The following is a 9,725-nucleotide window of genomic DNA, read 5'->3' as shown; positions in this document are numbered from 1 at the left end:
CGTCCGGCGTCCGGCGTCCGGCGTCCGGCGTCCGGCGTCCGGCGTCCGGCGTCCGGCGTCCGGCGTCCGGCGTCCGGCGTCCGGCGTCCGGCGTCCGGCGTCCGGCGTCCGGCGTCCGGCGTCCGGCGTCTTAGTTCCTGTCTGGCCGCTCCCGTTCGAATTGCACCGGACTGGGCCGTTTCTTCAGGCGTCGCTGCAGGGTGCGCCGGTGGATGCCGAGGGCGGCGGCGGCGTGGGAGATGTTGCCGCCGTGGGCATCCAGCACCCGTTGGATATGCTCCCATTCCAACCGTTGCAACGAAGGCGGAGAGTCTGGCAGGGATTCCATTTGCGCCGGGTCGCGCCGCAGCGCGTCAAGAATGTCGCCAGCGCCGGCGGGTTTGGTGAGGTAATTGTGGGCGCCGCGGCGGGTGGCGGCGACGGCGGCGGCGATGCTGCCGTAACCGGTCAGCACCAGAATCCGGCATTGGGGGAAATGCGTCAGGAGCGGGGTTATCAGATCAAGGCCGTTGTCGGCGCCCAGATTCTGGTCCAGTACCGCCGCGTCCAGGGTGGGCAGGGAGGCCATGCGCTCACGCGCCTGTTCCGCGTCCGCGGCCAGGGTCACGCTCAGGCCATGACGTTCCAGCGCCCGGCGGGTCTGTGTCGCCAGTAACTCGTCGTCTTCCACCAGCAGCAGTGTTTCAAGTTTCATAGCCGCTCCAACGGATGCGGGCCTGGGTCCATTGCCGGCTGAATTCCATTTCCAGCCGCGCGTCCAGATTCTCCAGGGTGCTTTCCACCAGCGCGAGACCAATGCCCATTCCTTCGCGGCCGGGACGCTCGGGGTGATCCGGACCGTCATCGCTGATCTGCAAATGCCATCCCGTCGGTGCCGTGCTCAACTCAATCGCCAGCGTGCCGGCGCCCGCGTCGATGGCGTTGTAGCCGAGATTGGCGAGTACTCGGAACCAGTCGCTGGCCTGTTTGAGCACGGCCTCGCCGGGACCCTGATGGCGGATTTCCAGGGTTGGTTGCAAGTGTCTCAGGTGCAGGCGCAGGCGGTCGATCAGAGCGCTGAAGTGGATGTCCTCGGGGACGTCATGGTGATCGGCCCGGCGCAGTTTGCCGGCCACTTGCCGGGCCAGCGCGTGGATCTGTTCCAGGTCGGCGCGGGTGGGATCGGGCAGCCCGGGCTCTTGCAGGGCGTTGTCGCTGATCATCACCAGGCTGCTCAACGGCGTGTTGAGTTCGTGGGCCTGATGGGCCAGCGTCGCCGCCACCTGATACATGCGCTCGCGGCGACCTGCCAGTTCCATGGCTTTCTCCTGCTGGCGTTGCTGCTGGCGAGTCAGTGCCTGGATTACCTGGCCGAGGATGGACAGTGTCACCGCCAGCGCTGCGAACGCCACCGCCATGCCGATATTGTGCAGGGCGCTCAGTTCCCGGGTCAGCGCGTGCAGAGCGGTGTGGGGGGCGGGCATGTGATGCCACTGGCTCACCGTCATGTAACCGGTCAGAGCCAGAATCAGCACCACGCCGTTGGCCATGGGCGGCAGTGTCATGCCGGCCATCAATACCGGTACCAGTAGATAGAAGGTCATCGGATTGCTGGCGCCGCCGAACAGTTGCACCACGGCGAGAAACAGCATCACGTCCATGGCCAGTTCCACCGCCAGCAGTCGCTGTTGTGGACGGGGGTCCAGGTTCAGCGTCAACAGTGTCAGCAGGTTGGGCAGCAGCAGCGCGCCCAGCCATAGCAGCGGGGTGAGCGATAGCGGTATCAGTGCCGAAAACTGGCGCAACACCAGCAAGGCCAGCGCGAGGGCGATCACCAGCATCGCCCGCAGCCAGAGCATGCGGCGGCGCCAGACTACGTAGGGAGGCAATCCGGTCATGGTCGCGATTGTACCTGGACCGGCGTGGAGGAGGTGCGGCTTTTTGCCACCGCCATCCCTGGCGGTGGCCCGCGGGCCGTCGTTGGCACGACGTCGTGAATCGTTCCGGACGATTCTTTTTGCCACCGCCATCCCTGGCGGTGGCCCTGCGGGCCGTCGTTGGCACGATGTGGTGAATCGTTCCGGACGATTCTTTTGCCACCGCCATGGATCCGGGTGCCTCATGCCGAGGGAGGGGAGCCGCCGGCTCTCCACGAGCTTTGACACTGGCTTCGAATCAACCCTGCTACGAAGCCGCCGTGGGAGCTGAGCTTGCTCGCGAATTGCGTGTCGATGTCGCGTACAAGCGAGCAGGCCCGAACCCCTGGGAGGGCGCCGGCTCGTGGATCGTGATCAGCGTGCCAGGGCTTCGCTTCAGCCGCCAGCGCGTTCCAGCACGGCGATGTAGTCGTCGTTCTTGCCGTGGCCGCGCATCACCTCGATCAGGGTCCGGCCCTTGTCGTCCTGGGCGCGCGGGTCCCGGCCCTGCTCGATAAAGAAGGCCAGGAAACGCTCGAAATCCTCCACGCGCAGGGCGCGATAGGCGCGCACCAGCACATGGAAATCGGCGTTCTCGCCTTCCTCGGGAGGCAGGTCCAGAAACAGTTTGATTTGCTCGTCGGTCATCGGCTCGCCGATGACTTTGCGTTTGTCCTTGCGTTCAGCCATGTCGTGTCACCTTGGGAATGCCGGTACGGAGTTGGCTCCGGGGGCGGGGGATTATAGGGCGTTGGGAGACGACTCGCATCTGCCGCGCGGAACGGGAGGGGAAGAAAGATAAAGGGAGGGAAGGAAAGCCTGGCCGCGAGACGTCCCGGCCAGGCCAGCGGATCAGCCCGCCATATCCTTGAGTTTTTTCAACGGACGGACTTTCACCATGGTGCGGGCCGGTTTGGCCGCGAAGGTGGTTTCCTGACCGGTGAACGGGTTGATGCCCTTGCGGGCCTTGGTCGCCGGCTTCTTCTGAGTGACGACTTTGATCAGGCCCGGCAGGGTGAACTGGCCGGCACCGCGCTTCTTCAGATGACCTTCCATGACCACGGCCAGCTCATCAAAGACGGCATTGACGTCTTTTTTGGTGAGGCCGGTGGTTTCACTGATCTGAGTCACGATCTGGGTTTTGGTCATCGGCTCGGCGATGGCTTTCACTGCTCGGGCCTTGGGAGTGGAGCTGGCGGTTTTCTTCACCGCTTTTTTCTTTGCAGCCATAGGATCGTTTACCCCTGTGTTTGATGACTTCCTGGAGAAGGTTGTTGAGTTGCTTCCCTGTCAGGGTACCCCTGGACTGCCTGACTCAGAGGCACGACTGAGCTGGTGCGCAGTCAGTTATATGCCAACGTTTCCCGACGTACAAGGCGTCTGGCACCTATTTTTTGCGGTGTTTGCCGTGCTTTGCCCGCTTTTTACAGATTAGTGGCCAGGCCGGCACCGAAAACGGGCGTTGCCGAAGCGCATGCCCCGCTTTCCGGCAACCCCGTCCGATGGCTCTTCACGCGCCGGATGGCATGGCCCGGCCGCCCTTGAATCGCTATACTAGCCGCCTTTTTCGGGCCCTGCCGGTGATGGGCCGGGGTCGGCCAAAACGAACTCAAGACTGGACTGTGGACATGCGAAGCCATTATTGCGGTGATTTGCGGGCCTCCCATGATGGGGAGACAGTGGAACTGTGCGGCTGGGTACACCGCCGCCGCGATCACGGCGGGGTTATTTTCCTGGACGTGCGTGACCGCACTGGTCTGGTGCAGGTAGTGTTCGATCCCGACACCGTGGACGCCTTCGCCCTGGCCGACAAGGTTCGTGGCGAATACGTGCTGAAAATCACCGGTCGGGTGCGGCTGCGTGACGAGGCGGTGCGTAATTCGCGCATGGCCACCGGCGATATCGAAGTACTGGGCAAGGCGCTGACCATTCTCAACGAGGCACAGACGCCGCCGTTCGAACTGGACGAGTATTCCGCCGCCGGTGAGGAAGTTCGGTTGAAGTACCGCTATCTGGACCTGCGCCGGCCGGAGGCGTTGCAACGGTTCCAATTCCGCTCCCGGCTGACTCACGCGGTGCGGGGTTTCCTGGAACAGGAAGGCTTCATGGACGTGGAAACGCCGGTGTTGACCCGGGCCACGCCGGAAGGGGCGCGGGATTATCTGGTGCCCAGCCGTACCCATGCCGGCAGCTTCTTCGCGCTGCCGCAGTCCCCGCAGCTGTTCAAGCAGTTGCTGATGGTGGCCGGTTTCGATCGCTACTATCAGATCGCCAAGTGCTTCCGTGACGAGGACCTGCGCGCTGATCGTCAGCCGGAATTCACCCAGATCGATCTGGAAGCGTCCTTCGTCGAGGAAGAGGACATCATGGGCGTGGCCGAGCGCATGGCCCGTACTCTGTTCCGTGAGTTGCTGGATGTGGAGTTGCCCGAGTTTCCGCGCATGACGTTCGCCGAGGCGATGCGCCGCTACGGTTCCGACAAGCCGGATCTGCGCGTGCCGATGGAACTGGTGGACATCGCCGATCTGATGGATGGCGTGGAATTCAAGGTGTTCGCCGGCCCGGCCAAGGATCCCAAAGGGCGGGTGGTGGCATTGAAAGTGCCTGGCGGCGCCGATCTGTCCCGCAAGGAAATCGATGAATACACCAAATTCGTCGGCATCTACGGCGCCAAGGGTCTGGCCTATGTGAAGGTCAACGACCTGGCCGCCGGCGCCGAAGGGCTGCAATCCCCGATTCTCAAATTCCTCACCGAGGACGCCATCAAAGGCATCCTGGAACGGACCGGGGCCGCCAGCGGCGATCTGATCTTCTTCGGTGCCGACAAGGCCAAAGTCGTTAATGAAGCGATAGGCGCCTTGCGGGTCAAGGTTGGCCATGAGCGTGGTCTGGCCGAGGGCGACTGGAAGCCGCTGTGGGTGGTGGACTTCCCCATGTTCGAGGAAGAAGACGGCCGCTATTATGCGCTGCACCATCCGTTCACCATGCCCAAGTGCGACCCGGAGGAATTGAAGAGCAATCCGGAAGGCGCGCTGTCACGGGCCTACGATATGGTGCTTAACGGCACCGAGCTGGGCGGCGGTTCCATCCGTATTCATCGCCCGGACATGCAGCAGACCGTGTTCGAGGCGCTGGGCATCGACGAACAGGAAGCACGCGAGAAATTCGGTTTTCTGCTCGATGCGCTGAAATATGGTGCGCCGCCCCACGGCGGTCTGGCCTTCGGCCTGGATCGCATGGTGATGCTGATGACCGGCAGTGATTCGATTCGTGAAGTGATCGCGTTCCCGAAAACCCAGACCGCGGCTTGCCTGATGACCAACGCGCCCTCGCCGGTGGACAATCAGCAGCTGCGTGAGGTGGGTATCAGCGTTCGTAAAGACAATAACTAGAGCGCCAGCAGGCTTGCACGCAACACGCCGGCACGCTGAAACCGCGGGCCTTGATGAACGGCGTGCAAGCGTGCCGGCGTGTTGCGTGCAAGCGGAGGTTCTCCATGGCAGGTCATAGTAAGTGGGCCAATATCAAGCACCGCAAGGCGGCTCAGGACGCCAAGCGTGGCAAGATCTTCACCAAGCTGATCCGTGAGATCACCGTGGCCGCCCGCATGGGCGGCGGCGAGATCAACGATAACCCGCGTCTGCGGGCGGCGGTGGACAAGGCGCTGACCAACAACATGACCCGGGACACCATCGACCGGGCGATCAAACGTGGTGCCGGCGGTGACGACAGCGCCAACATGGAAGAGATCACCTACGAAGGCTATGGCAAGGGTGGCGTGGCGGTGCTGGTGGAAACCATGACCGACAACGTCAATCGCACCGTGGCCGAAGTCCGTCATGCCTTCTCCAAGTTTGGTGGCAATCTCGGCACCAGCGGCTCGGTGGCGTTCCTGTTCACCAAGCGGGGTGAAATTTTCTTCGAGCCCGGAGTGGACGAAGAGAAGCTGATGGAGCTGGCCCTGGAAGCCGGCGCCGAGGACGTGGAAGAAAACGACGACGGCAGTTTCCTGGTGGTGACTGCCGCGGACCGCAGCTTCGGCGATGTGATCGATGCGCTCAAGGCGGGTGGCCTGGAGCCGGTGGATGCCGAGGTGACCATGCATCCGTCAACCAGCGCGGAGATGGACGCCGACACCGCCGAGACCGTGGGCAAGATGGTTGATCACCTGGAAGACCTGGACGACGTGCAGAACGTCTATACCAACGCGGAGTGGCCGGAGCAATAACAGACGGCATTCACGCCTGCACGCAACACGCTTGCACGCCATGCTTGCCGGCCCAGTAGCGAGACGGGAAGGGCTGATTGCTCGGCAAGTCAGTCATCGCCGGTACGCTATTGCTTGGGGTTTTGCGTGCAAGCGTGTTGCGTGCAAGCGTGCTGGCGCCCGTACGCTTGTACTGGACATAAGAACAGCGGAAAGGTTATATGAGGCAGGTAACGGCTACCTGCCTTTTTATTAGGTCATTTATGACAATTCTGTTAGGCATTGATCCCGGCTCCCGGCACACCGGTTACGGTGTCATCGAGCAACTGGGCAATCGCAGCCGGGCCTTGACCTTCGGCACCATCAGTACCAGCGGTGAGGAGATCGCGCCACGCCTGGGGCAGATTTTCACCGGGCTGAGCGACCTGCTGACCCAATACCAGCCGGAGGAAATCAGTATTGAAAAGGTCTTCATGGCGCGCAACGCGGATTCCGCGCTGAAGCTCGGGCAGGCCCGGGGCGCCGCGTTGGCGGCGTTGGTGCAAAGCGGTGCGCCGATATTCGAGTACTCCGCCCGCCAGGTGAAGCAAGCGGTGGTCGGGCGGGGTGGTGCCGAAAAGGTTCAGGTGGCGGAAATGGTCCGGCATTTGCTGGGTTTGGACAAGCGCCCGCAAGCGGATGCCGCCGATGCGCTGGCCATCGCCTTGTGCCATGCGCACATGCGCGTATCAATGGCGCGTATCGCCGGTGCCAGTGCGGTAAGACGAAGACGGATACGATGATCGGACAACTCAAAGGACAACTGCTGGGAAAAAGACCGCCCTGGCTACTGTTGGATGTGGGCGGCGTGGGCTACGAAGTGGAAGCGCCGATGACGGTGTTCTATGACTTGCCGGAAGTGGGGGCGTCGTTGACGTTGCACACTCATTTCGTGGTTCGCGAGGATGCCCAACTGCTGTATGGCTTCAACAGCCGGTACGAGCGCGAACTTTTCCGCAGCCTGATCAAGGTTAACGGTGTCGGCCCGAAAATGGCGCTGGCGATCCTTTCCGGTATCGAAGCGGATCGGCTGGCTGCCTGTATCCGTGATCAGGATACAAGCTCCCTGGTGAAAGTGCCGGGTATCGGTAAGAAAACCGCCGAGCGTCTGGTCATCGAGATGTCCGACCGCCTGGATAAGCTGGAAGGCGCGCCGGCGATGCCGCCGGGGCTGGTGTCACAATCCGGCGCCAGTGGCGTGCGCGACGACGCCGTGGCGGCGCTGGAAGCTCTCGGCTATCGCAACAAGGACGCGGTGGCGGCGGTGGCTCGCGCGGCGGAGGCTGGAGAGGAGACCAGCGAAGGTCTTATTCGCCGGGCTTTGCGTGGTCTGGCAAAGTAACTAAAGCGTGACGCCCGGACACCACGACCCTGAAGCAGGCTGCTCAGGCCCTATTAAAGAAGGTGTAATGTCACCATGGACAATGATCGCCTGATTTCCTCCAACGCTTCGGATCCCCGGGAAGACCAGCAGGACCGGGCGATCCGGCCCGCCAACCTGGCTGATTACAACGGTCAGCCCAAGGTCCGGGAACGGCTGGAAATCTTCATCGACGCCGCCCGCGGGCGCGGCGAAACCCTGGATCACACCCTGATTTTTGGACCGCCGGGGCTGGGGAAAACCACGCTGGCCCATATTATCGCCCGGGAAATGGGCTCGGAATTGAAGTCCACCTCCGGCCCGGTATTGGAAAAAGCCGGGGATCTGGCCGCCATCCTCACCAATCTGGAGGAGGGGGATGTGCTGTTCGTGGATGAGATCCACCGTCTGTCACCGGTGGTGGAAGAGATCCTCTATCCGGCCATGGAAGACTTTCAACTGGACATCATGATCGGTGAAGGGCCGGCGGCCCGTTCCATCAAACTGGATCTGCCGCCGTTCACCCTGGTCGGCGCCACCACCCGCGCCGGGTTGCTCACCGCGCCGTTACGTGACCGTTTCGGTATCGTTCAACGCCTCGAGTTCTATAACGTCGACGACCTCTCTCGTATTGTCGCCCGGTCCTGCGACATCCTGGCGATTCCCGTGGATGACGATGGTGCCCGGGAGGTGGCGCGCCGCTCCCGGGGCACGCCGCGGATCGCCAACCGGCTGCTGCGGCGGGTGCGGGACTATGCCGAGGTGAAGGGCGACGGTCGCATCGTCGGACCGGTGGCGGAAGCGGCGCTGGATATGCTGGAGGTGGACAGTCATGGTCTCGACGGTACCGACCGCCGGTTGCTGAACATGATGATGCATAAGTTTGATGGCGGGCCGGTGGGGCTGGACTCGTTGGCGGCGGCGCTCAACGAGGACGCCGGAACCCTGGAAGAAGTGGTGGAACCCTATCTGATTCAGCAGGGGTTCATACAACGCACGCCGCGAGGCCGGCAAGTGACCAACCACGCCTGGCGTCACTTTGGGTTGCGTCGCCCGGGAAGTGATGGGGATTTGTTTAATGACTGAAAAATCTTCGACGGATCAGGACTTTGTCCTACCGGTGCGGGTCTATATCGAAGACACTGACGCCGGCGGTATCGTCTATTACGTGAACTATCTGAAATTCATGGAACGGGCCCGTACCGAGTATTTACGCTCCCTGGGTTACCAGCATTACGGGTTGTCCGAGGAGAACTATCAATTCGTGGTGCATTCCTGCCAGGTGCGCTATCACAGTCCGGCGCGTATTGATGACGCCCTTGGCGTCACCGCAGGACTGCGCCACCTGGGCAAGGCAACGCTGTTGTTTGCCCAACAGGTGCGCCGCGGAGAGCAGCTTCTGTGTGAAGCGGAAATCAAAATAGCCTGCGTCAGTGCCGACGGTATTCGCCCGAAAGCGTTGCCGGCGCCGCTGTATCAAAGATTCAAGGCCGAATATCGAGGAGAACGGGCCAATGATTGAAGCCTCCGACATGTCCATTGCTTCCCTGGTGCTGCATGCCGGGCCGGTGGTGAAGGCGGTAATGCTGGTGTTGCTGTTCGCCTCTCTGTTCTCCTGGTATGTGATCATCACCCGCTACCGGGTGTTGAACCGGGCGCGGAAAGCGGGGCAGGCATTCGAGGAAAAGTTCTGGTCCGGCGGTGATCTCGCCTCGCTATACAATCAGGTGCGCAAGAAGCCGGATCCGGACTCCGGCAGCGAAGCCATTTTTCGTGCCGGCTTTCAGGAATTCGTACGCTTGTCCAAGACCTCCCGCGACAGTGACGCGGTCATGGACGGTGCTCAACGGGCCATGCGCGTGGCGATGCAACGCGAGGAGGCGCGGCTTTCGCGCTATCTGCCGTTCCTGGCCACGGTGGGCTCCACCAGTCCCTATGTCGGTTTGTTCGGCACCGTTTGGGGCATCATGCATTCCTTTCGCGCGCTGGCCAACGTGACCCAGGCCACTCTTAGCGTGGTGGCGCCGGGGATCGCCGAGGCGCTGGTGGCCACCGCCATCGGCTTGTTCGCGGCGATTCCGGCGGTGGTGGCCTACAACCGCTACGCTGCGCTGACCGATTCGCTGATGGGTAACTGCGAAGTGTTCGCCGAGGAATTTTCCGCTGTTCTCCACCGCCAGGCCCATAGCCGGGAGGAGTAGATCGTGGCCCGATATCGACCTGC

At 62.4% G+C, this 9,725-nt stretch carries 11 protein-coding genes; 7 read left to right on the top strand and 4 right to left on the bottom strand.

Annotated elements, in window-relative coordinates; genetic code table 11:
• Positions 1-130: 130 nt before the first annotated feature.
• From E0L37_RS19280 to E0L37_RS19265, 4 genes are all read right to left on the bottom strand, one after another.
• The gene (locus E0L37_RS19280; protein WP_133493278.1) at positions 131-694 is read right to left on the bottom strand and encodes a response regulator transcription factor; all 564 of its coding nucleotides are present in this window, start codon (positions 692-694) and stop codon (positions 131-133) included.
• Positions 684-1,877 carry a HAMP domain-containing sensor histidine kinase gene (locus E0L37_RS19275; RefSeq protein WP_133493277.1) on the bottom strand — a complete coding sequence of 398 codons (1,194 nt, stop codon included), beginning with the start codon at positions 1,875-1,877 and terminating at the stop codon, positions 684-686. The genes E0L37_RS19280 and E0L37_RS19275 overlap by 11 nt, the downstream gene beginning before the upstream one ends.
• A gap of 414 nt (positions 1,878-2,291) precedes the next feature.
• Positions 2,292-2,585, bottom strand: a complete 294-nt coding sequence (locus tag E0L37_RS19270) for a PA4642 family protein (protein ID WP_133493276.1) — start codon at positions 2,583-2,585, stop codon at positions 2,292-2,294.
• Positions 2,586-2,747: 162 nt separating this feature from the next.
• On the bottom strand, positions 2,748-3,125 hold the full coding sequence (locus E0L37_RS19265; RefSeq protein ID WP_133493275.1) for an HU family DNA-binding protein: 378 nt from the start codon (positions 3,123-3,125) through the stop codon (positions 2,748-2,750).
• 398 nt (positions 3,126-3,523) lie between these two features.
• On the opposite strand from E0L37_RS19265, the gene aspS reads away from it, so the two are divergent.
• The 7 genes from aspS to tolQ all read left to right on the top strand — a co-directional run bounded on the left by aspS (position 3,524) and on the right by tolQ (position 9,702).
• A complete protein-coding gene (gene aspS, locus E0L37_RS19260; protein WP_133493274.1) occupies positions 3,524-5,287 on the top strand; it encodes an aspartate--tRNA ligase in 1,764 nt (587 codons plus the stop codon).
• A gap of 104 nt (positions 5,288-5,391) precedes the next feature.
• The gene (locus E0L37_RS19255; protein ID WP_133493273.1) at positions 5,392-6,123 is read left to right on the top strand and encodes a YebC/PmpR family DNA-binding transcriptional regulator; all 732 of its coding nucleotides are present in this window, start codon (positions 5,392-5,394) and stop codon (positions 6,121-6,123) included.
• A 242-nt stretch (positions 6,124-6,365) separates the two neighbouring features.
• Positions 6,366-6,884, top strand: a complete 519-nt coding sequence (gene ruvC / locus E0L37_RS19250; RefSeq protein ID WP_133493272.1) for a crossover junction endodeoxyribonuclease RuvC — start codon at positions 6,366-6,368, stop codon at positions 6,882-6,884.
• Positions 6,881-7,483 carry a Holliday junction branch migration protein RuvA gene (gene ruvA / locus E0L37_RS19245; protein ID WP_133493271.1) on the top strand — a complete coding sequence of 201 codons (603 nt, stop codon included), beginning with the start codon at positions 6,881-6,883 and terminating at the stop codon, positions 7,481-7,483. The genes ruvC and ruvA overlap by 4 nt, the downstream gene beginning before the upstream one ends.
• A 75-nt stretch (positions 7,484-7,558) precedes the next feature.
• Positions 7,559-8,587, top strand: a complete 1,029-nt coding sequence (gene ruvB, locus E0L37_RS19240; protein WP_133493270.1) for a Holliday junction branch migration DNA helicase RuvB — start codon at positions 7,559-7,561, stop codon at positions 8,585-8,587.
• On the top strand, positions 8,580-9,023 hold the full coding sequence (gene ybgC, locus E0L37_RS19235) for a tol-pal system-associated acyl-CoA thioesterase (protein WP_133493269.1): 444 nt from the start codon (positions 8,580-8,582) through the stop codon (positions 9,021-9,023). The genes ruvB and ybgC overlap by 8 nt, the downstream gene beginning before the upstream one ends.
• Positions 9,016-9,702 (top strand): protein TolQ, encoded by a 687-nt coding sequence (gene tolQ / locus E0L37_RS19230; protein ID WP_133493268.1) that lies wholly within the window; start codon positions 9,016-9,018, stop codon positions 9,700-9,702. The genes ybgC and tolQ overlap by 8 nt, the downstream gene beginning before the upstream one ends.
• Positions 9,703-9,725: the final 23 nt, after the last annotated feature.

The sequence above is a fragment of the Alcanivorax sp. 24 genome, from assembly GCF_004360225.1.
Classification (GTDB): Bacteria; Pseudomonadota; Gammaproteobacteria; order Pseudomonadales; family Alcanivoracaceae; genus Alloalcanivorax; species Alloalcanivorax xiamenensis.
This window is presented reverse-complemented; position numbering and strand designations above follow the sequence as displayed.

Bases quoted from the DNA above. Each gene is read 5' to 3' on its own strand.
- E0L37_RS19280 (WP_133493278.1), bottom strand. From the start codon at position 694: ATGAAACTTGAAACACTGCTGCTGGTGGAAGACGACGAGTTACTGGCG.
- E0L37_RS19275 (WP_133493277.1), bottom strand. From the start codon at position 1,877: ATGACCGGATTGCCTCCCTACGTAGTCTGGCGCCGCCGCATGCTCTGG.
- E0L37_RS19270 (WP_133493276.1), bottom strand. From the start codon at position 2,585: ATGGCTGAACGCAAGGACAAACGCAAAGTCATCGGCGAGCCGATGACC.
- E0L37_RS19265 (WP_133493275.1), bottom strand. From the start codon at position 3,125: ATGGCTGCAAAGAAAAAAGCGGTGAAGAAAACCGCCAGCTCCACTCCC.
- aspS (WP_133493274.1), top strand. From the start codon at position 3,524: ATGCGAAGCCATTATTGCGGTGATTTGCGGGCCTCCCATGATGGGGAG.
- E0L37_RS19255 (WP_133493273.1), top strand. From the start codon at position 5,392: ATGGCAGGTCATAGTAAGTGGGCCAATATCAAGCACCGCAAGGCGGCT.
- ruvC (WP_133493272.1), top strand. From the start codon at position 6,366: ATGACAATTCTGTTAGGCATTGATCCCGGCTCCCGGCACACCGGTTAC.
- ruvA (WP_133493271.1), top strand. From the start codon at position 6,881: ATGATCGGACAACTCAAAGGACAACTGCTGGGAAAAAGACCGCCCTGG.
- ruvB (WP_133493270.1), top strand. From the start codon at position 7,559: ATGGACAATGATCGCCTGATTTCCTCCAACGCTTCGGATCCCCGGGAA.
- ybgC (WP_133493269.1), top strand. From the start codon at position 8,580: ATGACTGAAAAATCTTCGACGGATCAGGACTTTGTCCTACCGGTGCGG.
- tolQ (WP_133493268.1), top strand. From the start codon at position 9,016: ATGATTGAAGCCTCCGACATGTCCATTGCTTCCCTGGTGCTGCATGCC.